The following is a 16,282-nucleotide window of genomic DNA, read 5'->3' on the forward strand; positions in this document are numbered from 1 at the left end:
CACAGGGGCGGCAACACACAACCAAATAACCAATTCAATATAAATAAATTGGTATCAATAAAACTTGGCACACTATTGAGTTCTCAAACAACAACTGCATTCGAGTAATTACTAATCAATATTTCATCATTAGTTTTCATCGACGCGATGTTCATACTTTATTTCATTTGCATTCATTTTGTCCACTCCGCAGCATGTGCGGCTGGTCACTCCATGAATTACTCAAATCAATATTTCATTTTCAGAACTATTAGATTTGGTTGACTGCAAGTTGGGAGTCGGTGCTTCTTTCGAAGCGGCTCAACCTTGTGCAAGCAACAGATAGAACAATACACAGAAGCCCGCCCCCACGCAAATCGGGGGCGGGCTTCTAGGCAAACTCTCAGCTTGGCGGGCAGCTGTGATCAGCCGTTCAGTTCAACCATCGACAGTGTTCGCTTGCCGCGGCGCACCAAGAGGTACTTGCCGTGCAATGCCTGGTCTGCGCCGAGAACCGCGTCGAGATCGGTGACCTTCTGGTTGTTCACATACGCGCCACCCTCCCCTACTGTGCGGCGAGCTTCTGAATTTGTCTTGGACAATCCTGAAGCGACCAGCAGTTCCACAATGCTCAAGCCAGCGGCAGGTGCTGACGAGCGAGGCAGTTCGCGGGTTGCTGATTCCAAGGTGCGCTGGTCCAGTTCGGCAAGATCGCCCTGACCAAAGAGTGCAGCTGAGGCGGCAATGACCTTGAGCGTTGCATCCACACCGTGGACCAGTGAAGTTACCTGGAATGCCAAAGTCCGTTGGCCTTCGCGTGCCTGCGGCTTTTCGGCAACCGACGCCCCGATGGCGGCAATCTCTTCACGAGATAGGAAGGTAAACACCTTCAAGCGGTCCACCACATCAGCATCAGCGGTGTTGAGCCAGAACTGGTACATGTCAAAGGGGCTGCACATGGAAGGATCCAGCCAAATGGCATTACCCTCGCTCTTACCGAACTTGGTGCCGTCGGAGTTGGTGATCAACGGGGTGCCCAAGGCGTGCACCGAGGTACCTTCAACCTTACGGATCAGATCGGTGCCGCTGGTCAGGTTGCCCCACTGATCGGAACCACCCTGCTGCAGCACACAACCGTACTGGCGGTACAGTTCCAAGAAGTCCATGCCCTGCAGGATTTGGTAGCTGAATTCGGCGTAGCTGATGCCTTCATCCGAGTTCAGACGTGAGGCAACAATATCCTTCTTGATCATGGTGCCGACCCGGAAGTACTTGCCAATGTCGCGCAGGAAATCGATGGCGCTCATGGGCGCCGTCCAATCCAGGTTGTTGACCATGCGCGCAGCATTCTCACCCTCGAAGGACAGGAAACGCTGGACTTGCCCCTGCAGGTAACCCACCCACTCGGTAACTGTTTCCTTGGAGTTCATGGTGCGCTCCGCTGTCGGACGCGGGTCCCCCACAAGGCCGGTTGAGCCGCCTACCAAGCCCAGTGGCTTATGGCCAGCGAGCTGCATACGGCGCATGGTCAGCAGCTGGACGAGGTTACCCAAGTGCAGGCTGGGAGCGGTGGGGTCGAAGCCGCAATAGTACGTGATCGGTTCGCCGGCGAGCAGTTCCTCAAGGGCTGCTTCATCGGTGGAGACCTGCACCAGGCCTCGCCACTTGAGCTCCTGCCAAACATTGGCGAAGCTGGGATCGTTCTCGGGGGCGCGGAGTTCAGTTTGCAAAGACACACCACAAAATTACCAGCACGACGGCGTTTTTGCGCCATCGTGCCCCTCGGTGCCGTGCGCTGTAGCCGTCTCTGGGACGGCTACAGCGGAAAGTTCCGGTATCTTTTACTTTTCGATTCCCGCGGGAAGCGGTTCCGAGGTGATCAGGCGCAGCCGCTGGGTGGGGCGGGTCATGGCCACGTACAGGTCACCGACACGGCCATGGGCACCTGCCAGAAGCGCCGCCGGTTCAACGATGATGACGCCATCGAACTCCAGGCCCTTGGCCTCGTGTGGGTCAATCACCACAATGTCCTGTTCCAGCGAACCAGCCCCGTGGCCGATCCTTGAACCGTAGACGGCACGTAAGGCGGCAGTGGTTTCGGCCACCATGGACGGCGGAGCAATAACGGCCACCAGTCCCCCGCCCACAGCGGCAGTCTCCTCGGGCATGACGGCGACCACTTGGGCTACCACCTCGGCAGCGGCGACGTGGTCAACAAGGGGTTCCCATTCGCCGTCGCGCACTGCCTTGGGAGCAGAGACCACCTGACCGGCAGCATTGGCCATGCGCACGGCAGCCTCAGCGATTTGCATGGGCGTGCGGTAATTGACCGTCAGCTCCTCAACATTCCAGCGTTCCCCCAAGAACGGGGTCAGTGCCTGCTGCCAGGACGTGGCACCGGAGACGGAGCTGGTCTGGGCAATATCACCCACGATCGTGAAAGATTTCACCGGGCAGCGGCGGATCAGCACGCGCCACTGCATCGGGGACAGCTCCTGCGCCTCGTCGATCACCACGTGCCCGTAGGCCCAAGTGCGGTCCGTCAGAGCGCGCTCGGCGCTGGTCTGGGATGCGGCCTGAACTTCGTTATAGTCCGCAAGTTGCTCAGCCGTCAACATGCCATCAACGCCGGAGTCCTCCAGCAGCTGGTTCACGTTGGAGATGGCCTTCTCAGCATTGACCAAATTCCGTTTCCGCTGGGATTCGGCTGTGGCCTGGGCACGGCCGCCGGTGGCGTCCATTTCACCCAAGAGCTCGGCGGCTTCATCCAGGAGCGGCACATCCGATTCGCTCCAAGGCGAGCCGGGGCTGCGCAGGAGCAGGCTGCGCTCAGCCTCGCTGAGGTTGGGCGTGACAGCGCGCAAGATTTCCGGCTTGCTGAACATGTCATCAATGAGTTGTTCGGCTGTCATGGGCATCCAGCACAGGTTGAGCATGACGCGCACATCGCGTGATGAACGGACGTCCTCGGCCAGGTAGGACCGGTCGGCGTTGTTGCCAGCACCAGCGGACTCAATGTGCTCGCGCAACTGCTCGGTGAGCTCACGCAGCAGAGTTTTGACGAAGCCAACGCGCCCCTCATTGTGCGGCAGCCCGGTGGCCTGTGCCCGTTCCCTGGCGCGACGAACCTGGCGGACGGTAAGAATCAAACGGGTGCCTTCGACGTCGAGCCTGACATCTCCTTGCGGGAGGCGCTGCCGGTTGGCTACAGCGTTCGCCACCACGCGGGCCATGTCGATCCGGCCTTTGAGTTCAGCTGCTTCAGCCGATTCCGGAGCCATGGCCTGTACGCCCGGGAACAAGTTTCCCACGCTGGCCATGACCACACCGGTCTCGCCGAGGGAAGGCAGCACGCGCTCAATGTATTTCATGAAGGCGTTGGAGGGGCCCACCAACAGCACGCCGGAGGACTGCAGGCGTTCGCGATGTGTGTAGAGCAGGTATGCGGCGCGGTGCAGCGCAACGGCGGTCTTGCCCGTGCCGGGCCCACCCTGGACCACCAGCGCACCGCTGAGAGGTGAGCGGATAATCCTGTCCTGCTCGGCCTGGATGGTGCCGACAATGTCATTCATACGGCCGGTGCGCTTGGAATTCAGCGCTGCCAAAAGGGCTCCTTCACCCTGGACGTGTTCGCCGTGCACCAGCATGGTGTGGTCCAGAACGTCGTCCTCGATGGCTTTGACGTTGCGCCCGTTCAACAGCAAATGACGACGGCGGCGCACCCCCATACGCTCAAAGGCGGTGGCCTGATAGAACGTGCCCGCCTCGGGGGCACGCCAATCGATCAGCAGCTGGCGCAGGTCTTCAGAGAGCAGGCCGATCCGGCCAATGTACCGGGCCTGGCCGTCGTCGAGGTCGAGCCGACCAAACACCAACCTGTCGTCGACCGCGTTCAGCTGCGCCAGTCGGTTCTCGTAGAGCGTGGCAAAGGCGTCACGTTCGGACCGGTTCTGGTGCGTACCCATGGACTTCGCCCGGCGCACCTGCGCTAGCTGCTCAACCTTTTCGGCGCGGAGTTCATCTAGGCGTCCGTAAAGCCCATCAACATAGTTGCGTTCGTGGGCCAACTCGTCGTCATACATGCAAGGCTCCTGATAACTAAGGCATCCCGCCAAAAGGCGGACCGTCTATTCTATCCCGCCTGCGGGGCGGGCGCTTCCAGGCTGAATCTCGGCCAGATATTCAGCCTTATATTTCAGCCCTAAACGTGGAGCAGTGACACCACGTCGTAGGGAGCCAGATTGGCCCGGCCCGGCAAAGCATCAATTTCAAGGACAACTCCGACGCCGGCCACCACGGCTCCCGTGCGCTCCAACAGTGCCGCTGCGGCACCCAGCGTCCCTCCCGTGGCAAGCACATCATCAAGAATTAACACACGCGTGCCAACTGGGACGTCTTCTTGGTGCAGTTCCAGAGTCGCCTCGCCATACTCCAGCGCGTAGCTTTCGGCGTACACCTCGCGGGGCAGTTTTCCGGCCTTGCGGATGGTGATCACACCGGTCCCCGTGGCGTATGCAGCAGCCGCAGCCAAGAGGAAGCCGCGCGCCTCAACTCCGGCAACGGCGTCGAACTTTCCAGCGAAGGAAGTCACGATCGCATCGACCACCTGTTTCAGGGCGGGCCCGTCAGCAAATACCGGGGTTAAATCTTTGAAAACAATACCCGGCGAGGGGTAGTTGGGAACCGTGGCACACAACTGCTCAATGACCGCGGAAACGTGCGGAATTTGGCTGACTTCGGGGAGGCTGAAATGGGGCACTTCGGGGGCACTTAATGTCTCGTTCACCCTTCAACGGTACAGGCTCTCATGAGTGGGCTTTTCGGATGGCCAAAAAGGTGCTTATATATTCCCGTGCAACACAACATTTCACTTCCCGGACATGGCGTCCGGCTTGTGCCGCTCAGGCGTCGTCATGCGGCAGATTTGTTCCCCTACATCGATGCAGATATGTGGGCGGGCATGGCCTCCGAAATGCCCACCTCCAAGCGTGCGTTGGAGCGGCTTTTGGCGACCCGAATCGCCGATCCCTCTGTCATCGCCTTCGCCGTTATCGACGAGGACACCGGCACCGTCGCCGGGACCACCAGCTTGTACGACTACGTGCCGGAGCAGTCGCGGGTAGAGCTTGGCATGACGTTTTTTGGCCGCAACTATTGGGGCCGCAACGTCAATGCCTCTTCGAAGCTGGCGCTGCTGACCTTCGCCTTTGAGGTCCTTGCCGTGCAGCGAGTGACTCTGCGCTGCGATGTCCGCAACACCCGCAGCGCCGCCGCCATTGTCAAGCTCGGCGCCACCTTGGAAGGGGTGCTGCGCAGCTACCGCCGCGGACACGACGGCTTGCGCGTTGACAGCAGCGTCTACTCGCTACTGGCCCATGAATGGCCGCAATCACGCTCCGGTCTGGTGCACCGCCTGACCCCCGCGGATCTGCAGCCGGAGGTGGCAGAGCTTATTGAATTCTCGGAGCAGCTGACCCGAGCCGACGCGGAGCACGCACCACTCCCGGCCTGAACTTCGACACGGTGGGCTCACCGTCCAGCCAGAAACGCCACGGGTACGCCGCCGTGCCGCCGGGTCCGCTGATGCCGACCCGCGGCCCCGACTTGATGTTGTTGGCCGGGGTCTCAGGCAGCGTCACGGTGACGGGTCCGGCGAGGGCGAATAGGCCGTTGTGCTCCCCCTTGAACCCCATGGCTTTGGCCAGTCGAGCAGGACCTTGCGCCAGCTCGGCGTCGCGCTTAGCAGTGGGACGGCGCGAACGGGCCAGCTCCAGCCCTTCCACAATCTCCCCGGCGCGCAGCAGGCACCCAGAGGAGATCCCTTCCGGGCGGCACACCAGATTCGCACTGAAATGCATTCCGTAACTGAAGTACACGTAGAGGTGCCCCGGCGGACCAAACATGGTGGCATTGCGCTCGGTCCGTCCGCCATAACTGTGCGATCCCGGGTCCGGATCCTCTGACAATCGCGGCCCCAAGTAGGCTTCCACCTCTGTCAGACGTACGACGACGGCACCTTCCGGACTCTCGTGCCTCACCAAGGCGCCCAACAAGTAGGGCGCAACCTCGGGGGCAGGGTTCTCCAACAGCTCCAGGACGTTTGTGGGCGCGTTCATCTTCCCAATTTAGCAGTGCGCCTGTTCCGCCCCCTTACCCAGCCCTGCGGGCCTCCGTTGGGATCCGTTGGGAGTAGACTCCACCCATGAGGCCACCATTCATGAAGGCCGCGTATTTCACCGAATTGGGCGGCCCCGGCGTCATCCACTATGGCGACCGGCCGCTGCCCGGGCCTACGCCCGGCACCGTCCTGGTCCGGGTGGCCGCCTCCGCGGTCAACCATGTCGACACTTTTGTCCGCAGCGGGGCGTACGCCACGGAACTGCACTTCCCGCAAGTCGTTGGCCGGGACCTGGTGGGGACCGCGGAACTCATTGGCCCTGGCGCGGCCGGGCGTTTCTCCCCCGGCGACGCAGTGTGGTCGAATTCGATGGGCTTCGACGGGCGGCCGGGTGCTGCTGCACAATCCATTGCCGTTCCGGCCGAGCGGCTCTACGTTTTGCCGGCCGGCGTGGACCCTGTTCAGGCGGCGGCCGTGCTGCACTCCGGCGCCACCGCCTATTTGGCGTTGCACCGGCACGGCCAAGTGCAGCCGGGGGAAACCGTGTTCATCGGCGGTGCGGGCGGAGGTGTCGGCTCTGCCGCCGTCAGCCAAGCAGTCAGTGCAGGTGCCTTGGTCGTCGCCTCCTCCAGCGCAGCCGATCTCGACTACTGCCGCGGGCTGGGCGCCAGCGCCGTGCTTGACTTCCGCTCTCCGGACTTCGCAGATGAACTACGTGACACCGTGGGCCGGGTCTCCGGCGGTCGTGGCGTGGACGTCCACCTGGAGACGTCCGGACGGCACCAGCTTGATCTCGCCGTGGACGTGTTGGGGCTGCGCGGACGAATCGTCCTCATGTCGGGTATGTCGGCGACAGCAACCATCCGGCTGGGCAGACTGTACCCGCACGACATCAGCATCCGTGGATTCGCGATCAGCAACGCAACGGAAACCGACCTTGCGGAGGCCGCGGAAACGGTGAACAAGCTCCTCGCTGACGGGGCACTCGCGGCACGCAGCATCACCACCCTGCCCCTGCAGGATGCGGCCCGTGCACACTCCGCGATGGAGGCAGGCACCGTCCACGGCAAGATTGTGTTGCTGCCCTGACTCTGGTGCTGCCAGCTTCCGGCTGCGGTCAGCACGCTTGGCTGTGCTGCGCGGAGCGCAGGCCCCGTGGAAGAATGCAGGCATGGCCGTAGACCTTGAATTCCATCCCCCCTTTGAGCCCGGCATCTTCGATTTTTTGGCGGCTCGTGCGGTGCCCGGTGTTGAAGAAGCCACTGCCACCAGTTATGCGCGGACGCTGCAACTTTCCGCCGGGCACGGCTGGTTCAGCCTTGAGGGGGATGGCGGCTCTCTCGCACTCACGCACCGCGTAGAGGACGCTGCAGACACCGGCGAACTCGTCGCCAAGGTGCGCCATCTGTTCAATCTGGACCATGACCCCAGCCCAGCCGATGCTGCACTGGGCGCGCTGCCGCTGCTATCGGATCGTGTTGCCGAGCTGCCGGGCATCCGGCTGCCGGGCTCCGTCGATCCGGCGGAGATCCTGATCCGGGCCATGGTGGGACAACAAATAACCGTGGCCGCCGCCCGCACGGCACTGACCCAGCTTCTGGTGCTGTGCACCCCCTCACGGCTGCCGCACGGTTCCATGGCCCACCTCTTTCCCCAACCTGCCGAAATCGCCGCCGGTGGACGGGACATCCTGCGCGGGCCGCAGCGGCGCATTGATGCCATCGTGTCCGTCGCTGGCATGCTGGCCGATGGTTCCCTGCACATCAGTGCTGCGGATACGTACCAATCGCTGGCCGAGAAGCTGCTGCCCATTCCCGGCATCGGCCCCTGGACAGTGGGCTATGTTGCCATGCGGGTACTGGGTGACCGCGACATCTTCTTGCCGGGCGATGCCGCCGTCCGAAATGGCTACGGGCTGCTCCGCGGCGACACCTTGGCCCAGGCCCGGGCCATCAAGGCACCGGAGTTAGGCCGCATGGCGGAAACCTTGAGCCCCTGGCGGTCATACGCCACCTTGCATCTATGGCGTGTTGCAGGGGAAAAACCACTGCCCACTGCCGGACACGGCGTCCGTTCAAAAGCCTCTTCTAAGCTCAAACCATGACGCTCACGTTGACGGCCATGAATGGCGCAGACCATGACGATCTGGTGTCCTTTCTGCAGATCAACACCTTTCCATAACACCCCGGCTCCGCCAGCCATGTGGAATCCATGCGCCGCAGAGTGCGCTCGGGCCGGTTTCGGAACGATGAGTCACAGGCTTTCTGGATTAATGACGGCGACAGTCGGCGGGGCCTGGTCGTTTTGGAAGATTTCCACGACGATGCCAGGCATCCTGCGCTATGCGGGCCAACCTTTGAGGGCCAAACCAGGGGGACAACTTTGCCGTGCGCAAGATCTTCCTCCATGCGGGTTCACCCTTCCTCCATGCGGGTTCACCCTTCCTCCGTGCGGGGTTCATTAAGGAAGCCCATTATCGACAGGCGTGGCCGGATGCGGGCGGCGATCCGCTGGCCGCAGTCGCCTACGCCATCCTGCGTTCCAACTGGGAATTCGGGTCCACCACAACCCTCGATTGGAACGAGTTCACCTTGTAGTGCCGCATTCAATCGTGGGTTCCGGAGGTGGAGGCTGTCCAGGAGTCCGAGGACTGTGAGCTTGAGCCGACCAGCGCTTAGGCGCTGGGTGGGACCGGGGCGTCGGGGACCTCTGGTGTGGCGAGTGCCTTGGCCAGACGCTTCTTCAACCACTTCGGGTAGGCCGGGCGCTGGGGCCCAGTACATTCAGGAGCCCGATACGTCCCGCTCGGTGACACCCACCCCACACGCCCATCACTGCACAACCTGGGCGTCCAACCACGCAACCGGATCCCGTCCCGCCACGGCTCCGCCCAACGCCGATACTTCCCCCGCCGGTCTTTGTCATCCTTGAAGTGCTTCAACCGATGATGACGTTTGCAGGCCGGACGAAGGTTAACCAGAGTCGACCTTCCGCCGGATTCAAAACTTTTCACATGATCAAGGTCGGTATCCATCACCGGCTCCGTGCAATTCGGGAAATAACAGCCACCGGCCAACGCTTGCAACACCGAACGCTCCGAGTTCCGCAACGTGTACCGCTCCGGCTCCAACGGCAATCCCTCACCGGTGATCGGATCCGTCAGCACCCGCAAAAACGTACTCGATCCGGCCAACAACCTCCGGGCAATACTCAACGGCACCGGCCCGGCAGTACTATCGTCAAGCTCCGCGGGTTCATCCGTAATGCCCAGCAACCCCAAGAATGAAACCTTCAGCAACCCCAACACCTTGGGCATCGGCGGATCCGCCAACACCGGATGCTCACCCAGACGAGTCAATTGCTCCAAATACGCTTCCTGCTCCAACAACTCCCACGCCGGCTTCTCCGTCACCCCGTCAACCACACCATTCACAAAACCAGACCCATCCCCTAGCACAAACCCCTCTACCGGCACATCCCCACCAACAAACGACCCACCACGGCCACGGAACCCGCCGACGCCAGAGCCACCGGGGCCGGCGGGGCCGCTGCAGCCCGGGTCTCCAGCCTCAGGGCCACCGCTACCAGGACCACCGGGGCCGCCGGGCACAACCGTCCCCTCCAACAGCACATCTCCGTCATCCGCAGCAGCAACGACCCCAGTGCCCCCACACCCAGGCACAACACCTCCCCCGGTCACGACACCGGAGGCAGCACCATCCCCTACACCGTCACCACATCCCGTATCGCTACCAGCAGTGGTACCCCTGGTCGCAGCCAGGCCCCCACCGGCTGCAAGCTGGCCCTCACCGACTCCATGCTGGACCTGAGTGAACGGCTGAGCATGCGCCCATGGCGGCTCAACATCAATCAAAGACACCCCAAACGCGGAATTCTCCCCAAACGGCGCAAACCCCATACCCTGCCCCGGGACACCCAAACCATCCACACCAGCACCAGCACCCTCACCGTCACCAGCACTGTCACCGACACCTGTATCGTCACCCTGAGGGGCATACTGGCCAGCATCATGGCCCGCAGCCTGTCCTGCTTTCCTGCCGTCTTTCCGGCTGGCTCCGCCACTAGAACCGGCATCCCCGACATTCCCGGTCGGGTCGTTGAACGCATCACCTGACGGAATACCCTGATCGCTGTCACTGCATCCGGCACTGCCCCACCACGCCGTCCCGCTACTCTCGGCACCCCAGCCACAACCGCCGCCGCTAGTGCCGTTGCTGCCGCCGCTCTTCGCACCGCTGCCGCTGGCGTTGCTGCCGCTGGAGTTGTTGTGGGTGCTGTTCGAGGTGGTGTACCGGGCATTGTCCGGCAGCTCCTGACCCATCAAAAGAATCGCAGCAACATCAGCCCGAAGTTGATCCAACGTCCGGTACTCACGACAATCCTCACCGGTCCCCCGCGCAACAGCATCCCGCTGCCGCTCCAACGCATCAGCCTTGATAGCCCGCGCCGCCCGCGTGCAATGCACCATAATCGCGTTCGCCGCAATCGTAGGAATATGCAACTCCAACCAATTCATCCCATCCTTGCCAGGATCGTTGGTGATCTTCCGGCCCCGAAACGCCTGCTTCGTCCGCGCCTCCAACGAATCCGGAAACATCAACTCCCGCGCCCGCCGCGCCTTCGAAGCAAACCGCGACGCTGTGGCACCCTCCGCCAACACCAACAAGCGCCCCTCCAACACCACCGCATCATCCGCGGTGACACCCGGTGTTTCGCCCAAGGTGCCCAATTCGTTCAGGATCGTGACCGCATGCCGCCAGGAAAGCACACCTGCCCCCAATGCCGCCCGCGTCCGCGGATGAGACTGCAGCTCCACCGCATGCGCACCCAACGCCGCCGCCGTACGTTCCGGAATGCCCAACGCCAACGCGATCTCCGCCACACACCCCGTCTCAGCCACCCCGGCCTGGTACCGGCTCAATTCTGTCGCCGCGGACTCCACCGCCACAGCACCCAGAACCCGGTCCACCAGCCCCGCCTTGCACGCCGCCAACGAGTTCTCCAACACCCGCACGACTTCCAGCGCCAACACCCCCTCCGCCACCACGGATCGTGCGACCGATGCCCGCGTCACAGGCTCCGGACCAGACAGTGGATACAACGCATGATCATCCAATCCGGCCAAGGCTTCATTGTCAGACCCAAAGCGTTCAATGAGAGGAAGAGCAATCCCAGCCAGCAACCCCGCCACATCCTGTGCGGCGGAACCACCCGGATCACCGGGGAACGACTCCCAATTGCTCATACATCAAGACTACTCCCACCGTTATATAACCGCAATGTATTCTAGAAATAATCTTCGATTTTTGATTCCAGCGTGAAGGCCTAAGTGGAGTTCTGCTCCGTTCCGCTTTAGAGTCTCGAATGATTGCCGGGGCCGCAAACCCACCTGTCGGGGTGATGGCCGGATAGGCCCATGAATCGTGAATCAGATGAGCACTTGGACGCCGTCTTGATCGGTGGGGGTGAAGTACACCCCATCGTCAGCATTGAATACGACTCCGCCTGGCCCTCCCGCTTTGAGGCACTCGGGATGGTTATCAAGGAGGCCATAGGGGACGTTGTGCTGTCGGTCGCACACAGTGGATGAACGGCGGTCCCCCGGGTTGGCAGCGAAGCCGATTATCGACATTCGGGTGACGGTCGATGACGTCGCAAATGAAGATTCGTACGTGAGCAAACTCGAGTCGGTGGGTTTCGTGGTCCGTGTCCGGGAGCTCGGCCACCGCATGATGAGGACCCCGCGTCCTATAAGCGAGGACGAAAAAGAGTCTTGCTCAGCAAGAGTGGACTGACATGAATTACTACGCGGAAGCGAAGACAGCTGTCACCGCCGAGATTCGTACCCGGGCCCGCATGTGGCGCACCGGTCAGAAAGCGACAGGAAACCGAGAATTTCAGTGAACGCAAAGGAGAGAGCACGCGAAGCGAGGCGGGCGCTTAACGCAAGAACCGCCGTCGTCCATCAAGGACAACGGCGGCACTGGGCCCGGCCGCACGGGCAAGGAGGGAAAACCAACAAAAACGGGCAGGCTATTTCGCGGCGAACGCCGATGGCCACGGCAGCAGCACTGGCAACTCGACGGAATCGGCGGCGGCCTCGGCGCGCAGGGAGCCCATGGTGGGCGTGCGCCCGGACAGCCAGGCGGCGATGTCCGTCAGCATGCCCTGGATCGAGACGGCAGTTTCGCCGGACCCCATGGTCATCGGCGGCAGCGCCAGCGGCAAAAGCTTCAGGTGGATGTCCGCCGGCACGCGGGCGGTGAGGAATTCAATCAGGTACAGGCAGAATTCCTTGGACCAGGTCTCCGGCCCGCGACCCAACTGTAGGTCGGCCAGGTGGATGACGAGCTCACGCCAATAGGCCAACGCCACGCCGCGGACATCCCCGCTGCGGTAGCTGACAGGCAACGTCCACTGCGACTCGTCCAGCCCGCCCAGAACGGCCAGTGCCCGCGTGAACGCACTGGAAATGTACTCCCGGTGCTCAGCGGCCGTGTGGCCCGCGTTCATCTCGATGGCCTGCGTGCGCCCGCCGGTCCCGCCGTCGTAAAATTCCACAAGCTCCCCGCGCAGGGCGTACTCAATCTGCCGCGCGACAGCATTGGAAACGTGCGCAATATGGGCCAAAACATGCCCCCGGGTCCAGCCGGGCAAATCAGTGGCGACCAGGACGTCGGCGTCCGTGAGAGTCGCCAATTTTCCGCTCACATTGCCCGCCGCAGTTGCGAGGCGCTCCATAAGCTGCGCATTCGAAATATCAGTCATGCACCCCAGCATAGACGGCAAATGCCCGCATCTTTCGAAGGATGCGGGCATTTGCCGTTGTGGCTCAAAGAAGTACGACGCCGGTCAGGCCAGGAAGGTGCGAACCTCGCCCAGCTGCCCCTCAAGGGCAGCCAGCTGCGCCAGTACGGCGGACGGTGCGGTGCCGCCCTGCGCGTTGCGGCTGTTGAGTGAACCTTCCGTGCTCAGAACCGTACGAACCTCGGGAGTGAGGTGCGCCGAAATGCCGGCGTACTCCTCGTCCGTCAGATCCCACAGTTCCACGCCGCGGGCCTCGGCCACCTTGACGGCTGCACCCGAGAGCTCGTGGGCATCGCGGAACGGCACGCCCTGGCGGACCAGCCATTCGGCAATGTCGGTAGCCAGCGCGAAGCCCTGCGGAGCCAGTGCTTCCATGCGTTCGGTGTTGAACACCAGTGTCGCCATCATGCCGGAGACGGCGGGCAGCAGCAGTTCAAGGGTGTCGGCCGCGTCAAAGACGGGCTCCTTGTCCTCCTGCAGATCCCTGTTGTACGCCAACGGCAAACCCTTGAGCGTAGCCAACAGACCGGTCAGATCGCCAATCAGGCGCCCGGCCTTGCCGCGGGCCAGCTCCGCCACATCGGGGTTCTTCTTCTGCGGCATGATCGAGGATCCCGTGGAGTAGGAATCATGCAAGGTCACAAAGGAGAACTCCTTCGTGGCCCACAGAATAACTTCCTCGGAAACGCGGGAGAGGTCAACGCCGATCATGGCGGCAACCCACGCGAATTCGGCGAAGACATCCCGTGATGCGGTGCCGTCGATCGAGTTCCAGGCCGCGGAGTCGAAGCCGAGATCGGCTGCGACGGCGTTCGGGTCCAGGCCCAGCGACGAGCCGGCAAGGGCGCCGGAGCCGTAAGGGGACACAGCCGCGCGCTTGTCCCAGTCGACCAGGCGCTGCACATCACGCAGCAACGCCCAAGCGTGAGCCAGCAGGTGATGGCTGAGCAGGATCGGCTGAGCGTGCTGCAAGTGTGTACGCCCAGGCATGGCCACACCGTGGTGCGCCTTTGCCTGCTCCACCAGAGCATCAATAACGGAGAGCACTCCGGCGGCGATGATCCGGGCATGCTCGCGCAGGTACATGCGTCCCAGCGTGGCCACCTGATCGTTGCGTGACCGGCCGGCTCGGAGCTTGCCGCCCAAAGCCGTTCCCGCACGCTCAATCAAGCCGCGCTCAAGGGAGCCGTGCACGTCCTCGTCGGACTCGGACGGGCCGTAGGCACCTGACTTCACATCAGCTTCGAGCTGGTCCAGAGCAGCCAACATGCCTTCGAGCTCGGCAGCATCCAAGAGGCCCGCCGTATTCAAAACACGGGCGTGCGCCTTGGAACCGGCAATGTCATACAGTGCCAGGCGCCAGTCAAAGTGCGTTGACTTGCTCAGCGCAGCGAGGGCATCTGCGGGGCCGCCCTGAAAACGGCCACCCCACAGCGCGCCCTCGTTGGTCCCGTGGCTGACTTCAGCCACGACTACAGTCCCAGTACGCGCTGGTCGCGCTGTGAAGCAACCTTGGAGGACATGCCCCACAGCTCGATGAAGCCCTTGGCCTGCGACTGGTCGAACGTGTCGCCGGTGTCGTAGGTGGCCAGATCGAAGTCGTACAGGGAGGTCTCTGAGCGGCGACCGTTGACGATGGCCTGGCCACCGTGCAAGGTCATGCGGATGTCGCCGTTGACGTGCTGCTGAGTGTCCTCGATGAAAGCATCCAGTGAACGCTTCAGCGGGGAGAACCACTGGCCGTCGTAGACCAGCTCGGCCCAACGCTGGCTGATGGTTGCCTTGAAGCGGGCCTGCTCGCGCTCGATCGTGATGTCCTCGAGGTGCTTGTGGGCGGTCATCAGCGCCATGGCGCCGGGTGCTTCGTAGATCTCGCGGCTCTTGATGCCCACCAAGCGGTCCTCAACAACGTCGATGCGGCCAACGCCCTGGGCGCCTGCACGGCGGTTCAGTTCCTGGATAGCCTGCAGCGGGGAGACCTTGACGCCGTCAATGGCAACGGGGACACCCTGACGGAAGGAGATGATGACCTCATCCGGTGCCGGCGGGAATTCCGGGGTGGCCGTGTAGTCGTAGATGTCCTTGGTGGGAGCGTTCCAGATGTCTTCCAGGTAACCGGTTTCGACGGCGCGGCCCCACACGTTCTGGTCGATCGAGTACGGGTTCTTCTTGGTGGTCTCGATCGGCAGGTTGTTCTGCTCGGCGTAAACAATGGCCTTATCGCGAGTCAGGGCGAGGTCGCGAACAGGTGCAATGCACTTCAGGTCCGGGCCGAGGGTCTGGATACCGACTTCGAAGCGAACCTGGTCGTTGCCCTTGCCGGTGCAGCCGTGGGCAACGGTGGTGGCGCCGAATTCGCGGGCGGCCTTGACCAGGTGCTTGACGATCACGGGGCGGGAGATGGCCGAAACCAAGGGGTAGTGACCCTGGTAGAGGGCGTTGGCCTTCAAAGTCGGCATGGCGTATTCGTTGGCAAATTCGTCACGAGCATCGGCAACGTACGCTTCGACGGCACCGCAACCCAGTGCGCGCTGGCGGATGTCCTCCAAGGACTCTCCGCCCTGTCCTACATCAACGGCCACAGCGATAACTTCTGCGCCGGTTGCTTCACCGATCCAGCCGATGGCAACCGAGGTGTCAAGGCCACCGGAGTAGGCCAATACAATGCGTTCAGTCACTTGTTTCTCTCCCTATTGTCCATACTCGTGCAGAGTATTTTTCACGTTGCTATCCAGCATAATGCATGATTATGCATTCTTACTAAAAGATATTCATCATGTCCAAAAAGTACGACGTCGGACACCGCCCCTACCAGCTCAGGCTACGCCCCGGCGCTTGATTCAGCAGCAAATTGCAAGAAGCGTTCGGCCACGTCGGCCCCACCTTGGGCATCCCTGCTGATGACCATGACGGTGTCGTCTCCGGCAATGGTGCCAAGGATGGCGGGCATGACCGAGTGGTCAATGGCCAATGCCAAGAAGTTTGCCGCTCCGGGCGGTGTGCGGAGTACGGCGATGTTGGCTGAGCCTTCGGCCGTGACCAACAATTCACCGCACAGGCGGATCAGGCGGGTGTCCAACAGCTCCTGGGACGAGGCCGCATGAACACTGCGGTCCCCACCCTCTTTGGGCAGGGCGTAAATCAATCCGCCGTCATTGCCGCGCACTCGTACTGCCCGCAATTCCACCAGGTCCCGTGACAGCGTCGCTTGGCCAACCACCAACCCGTCGGCAGCCAGCAGCGTGGCCAGCTCCGCCTGGGAGCGGACGGCGCGGCTGGTCAACAGGGCCGCAACCCGTGCCTGCCGTGCCGTCTTGGTGGCCGGCATTGCCGCCGGAATGGAGTTCTTGCTCATGG

15 protein-coding genes are annotated in these 16,282 nt (G+C 62.3%); 6 read left to right on the top strand and 9 right to left on the bottom strand.

Features of this window, described 5'->3' with window-relative positions:
- Window positions 1–404: 404 nt before the first annotated feature.
- The 3 genes from tyrS to AB0P14_RS00015 form a co-directional block, all read right to left on the bottom strand.
- A complete protein-coding gene (gene tyrS, locus AB0P14_RS00005; protein WP_363836352.1) occupies window positions 405–1,715 on the bottom strand; it encodes a tyrosine--tRNA ligase in 1,311 nt (436 codons plus the stop codon).
- A gap of 105 nt (window positions 1,716–1,820) precedes the next feature.
- On the bottom strand, window positions 1,821–4,061 hold the full coding sequence (locus tag AB0P14_RS00010) for a UvrD-helicase domain-containing protein (protein ID WP_363836354.1): 2,241 nt from the start codon (window positions 4,059–4,061) through the stop codon (window positions 1,821–1,823).
- Between the two features lie 119 nt (window positions 4,062–4,180).
- On the bottom strand, window positions 4,181–4,705 hold the full coding sequence (locus tag AB0P14_RS00015) for an adenine phosphoribosyltransferase (protein ID WP_363838071.1): 525 nt from the start codon (window positions 4,703–4,705) through the stop codon (window positions 4,181–4,183).
- A gap of 126 nt (window positions 4,706–4,831) precedes the next feature.
- On the opposite strand from AB0P14_RS00015, the gene AB0P14_RS00020 reads away from it, so the two are divergent.
- Window positions 4,832–5,491 (top strand): GNAT family protein, encoded by a 660-nt coding sequence (locus AB0P14_RS00020; RefSeq protein WP_363836355.1) that lies wholly within the window; start codon window positions 4,832–4,834, stop codon window positions 5,489–5,491.
- On the opposite strand, the gene AB0P14_RS00025 is transcribed toward AB0P14_RS00020, so the two are convergent.
- Entirely contained in the window at window positions 5,430–6,095 is a 666-nt protein-coding gene (locus AB0P14_RS00025; protein WP_363836357.1) for a DNA-3-methyladenine glycosylase, read from the bottom strand. The genes AB0P14_RS00020 and AB0P14_RS00025 overlap by 62 nt on opposite strands.
- An 86-nt stretch (window positions 6,096–6,181) precedes the next feature.
- On the opposite strand from AB0P14_RS00025, the gene AB0P14_RS00030 reads away from it, so the two are divergent.
- The 3 genes from AB0P14_RS00030 (at window position 6,182) to AB0P14_RS00040 (ending at window position 8,694) form a co-directional block, all read left to right on the top strand.
- The gene (locus AB0P14_RS00030) at window positions 6,182–7,186 is read left to right on the top strand and encodes an NADPH:quinone reductase (RefSeq protein ID WP_363836358.1); all 1,005 of its coding nucleotides are present in this window, start codon (window positions 6,182–6,184) and stop codon (window positions 7,184–7,186) included.
- A gap of 82 nt (window positions 7,187–7,268) precedes the next feature.
- Complete coding sequence (locus tag AB0P14_RS00035) at window positions 7,269–8,201, top strand: AlkA N-terminal domain-containing protein (protein ID WP_363836360.1); 933 nt, start codon at window positions 7,269–7,271, stop codon at window positions 8,199–8,201.
- A 283-nt stretch (window positions 8,202–8,484) separates the two neighbouring features.
- Window positions 8,485–8,694 (top strand): hypothetical protein, encoded by a 210-nt coding sequence (locus AB0P14_RS00040; protein ID WP_363836361.1) that lies wholly within the window; start codon window positions 8,485–8,487, stop codon window positions 8,692–8,694.
- Between the two features lie 77 nt (window positions 8,695–8,771).
- Here AB0P14_RS00040 and AB0P14_RS00045 read toward each other — a convergent pair whose 3' ends face one another.
- Window positions 8,772–11,363, bottom strand: a complete 2,592-nt coding sequence (locus AB0P14_RS00045) for an HNH endonuclease (protein ID WP_363836362.1) — start codon at window positions 11,361–11,363, stop codon at window positions 8,772–8,774.
- A gap of 171 nt (window positions 11,364–11,534) precedes the next feature.
- Here AB0P14_RS00045 and AB0P14_RS00050 point away from each other — a divergent pair, with 171 nt between their 5' ends.
- A complete protein-coding gene (locus AB0P14_RS00050) occupies window positions 11,535–11,708 on the top strand; it encodes a hypothetical protein (RefSeq protein WP_363836364.1) in 174 nt (57 codons plus the stop codon).
- The gene (locus AB0P14_RS00055; protein WP_363836365.1) at window positions 11,701–11,913 is read left to right on the top strand and encodes a GrpB family protein; all 213 of its coding nucleotides are present in this window, start codon (window positions 11,701–11,703) and stop codon (window positions 11,911–11,913) included. Before AB0P14_RS00050 ends, AB0P14_RS00055 begins: the two co-directional genes overlap by 8 nt.
- Before the next feature lie 238 nt (window positions 11,914–12,151).
- Here AB0P14_RS00055 and AB0P14_RS00060 read toward each other — a convergent pair whose 3' ends face one another.
- From AB0P14_RS00060 to AB0P14_RS00075, 4 genes are all read right to left on the bottom strand, one after another.
- Entirely contained in the window at window positions 12,152–12,886 is a 735-nt protein-coding gene (locus AB0P14_RS00060; protein WP_363836366.1) for a maleylpyruvate isomerase family mycothiol-dependent enzyme, read from the bottom strand.
- An 84-nt stretch (window positions 12,887–12,970) separates the two neighbouring features.
- Window positions 12,971–14,395, bottom strand: a complete 1,425-nt coding sequence (gene argH, locus AB0P14_RS00065; protein WP_363836368.1) for an argininosuccinate lyase — start codon at window positions 14,393–14,395, stop codon at window positions 12,971–12,973.
- Window positions 14,396–14,397: 2 nt separating this feature from the next.
- Window positions 14,398–15,603, bottom strand: coding sequence for an argininosuccinate synthase (locus tag AB0P14_RS00070; protein ID WP_363836369.1), 1,206 nt, complete (start codon window positions 15,601–15,603; stop codon window positions 14,398–14,400).
- A gap of 143 nt (window positions 15,604–15,746) precedes the next feature.
- The gene (locus AB0P14_RS00075) at window positions 15,747–16,280 is read right to left on the bottom strand and encodes an arginine repressor (protein WP_363836371.1); all 534 of its coding nucleotides are present in this window, start codon (window positions 16,278–16,280) and stop codon (window positions 15,747–15,749) included.
- Window positions 16,281–16,282 lie beyond the last annotated feature (2 nt).

The organism is Specibacter sp. NPDC078709 (assembly GCF_040686795.1).
Taxonomy (GTDB): domain Bacteria; phylum Actinomycetota; class Actinomycetes; order Actinomycetales; family Micrococcaceae; genus Specibacter.